Here is an 826-nt window from a genome sequence, read left to right as displayed (position 1 = left end):
CAGGGCGAGATCGTGAACGTTTTTCAATCAACTTAACACACGATTTGACGTTAACATTTAGCTATGATCTTATACTCCCTTTTTTCGGGAGCTCACCATGCATATTGACCACTTCAAAGAGACTTTTCAAACCATAACTGACCAACGCCAAGGGGCTAAAGTGACCTATTGCCTTTTTGAGGTTTTGTTTGGTTCTCTATGTGCCGTTATCGCAGGAGCTAAAGGCTGGTTTGATATTCGAGAATACATACTTGGACATCATGATTGGTTTAAAAACAATAACTTATTCGTGAGTGGTATTCCTGCTGATGACACTATAGCTCGTATCATATCAACGATAGAACCAGAACAATTTCACCAGTGTTTTATTAACTGGATGTCATCGATACACACTCTTACCGAAGGCCAAGTGATTGCTATCGATGGAAAAACGCTTCGGGGGTCATACAATCGTCAAGACAGAGCCAGTACCATACACATGATTAGTGCTTATGCTTCATCAAACAAATTAGTACTTGGCCAACTTAAAACAGAACAAAAAAGCAATGAGATAACTGCCATTCCTGAGTTGATAAAGATGTTAGATATAAAAGGGGCTTTAGTGACTATCGATGCTATGGCTTGTCAAACAAAAATAGCCAAAACCATTGTGGAACAAGGCGGTGACTATCTGTTAGCTGTTAAAAGTAACCAGGGAAAATTACGCGAAGCGATAGTAAAAGCCTTCTCTTTCCAGCGCTCCAGCAATACGGACAAATCCACAATTGAACAGGGTCATGGGCGTACAGAGTGTCGCCAGTGCTATGTTATTGACAGTACAAACTTA

General features: G+C 40.4%; 1 protein-coding gene. It reads left to right on the top strand.

Going from position 1 to position 826, the window contains the following annotated elements:
* Positions 1–97: 97 nt before the first annotated feature.
* Positions 98–826: ISAs1 family transposase (locus ACWXWT_RS20580; protein ID WP_456043415.1), on the top strand; the 729-nt coding region annotated here is incomplete at its 3' end.

Source organism: Shewanella sp. A22 (genome assembly GCF_053850585.1).
Note: the sequence above shows the minus strand (reverse complement) of the source record. Positions and strands in the feature narration are given on the sequence as shown.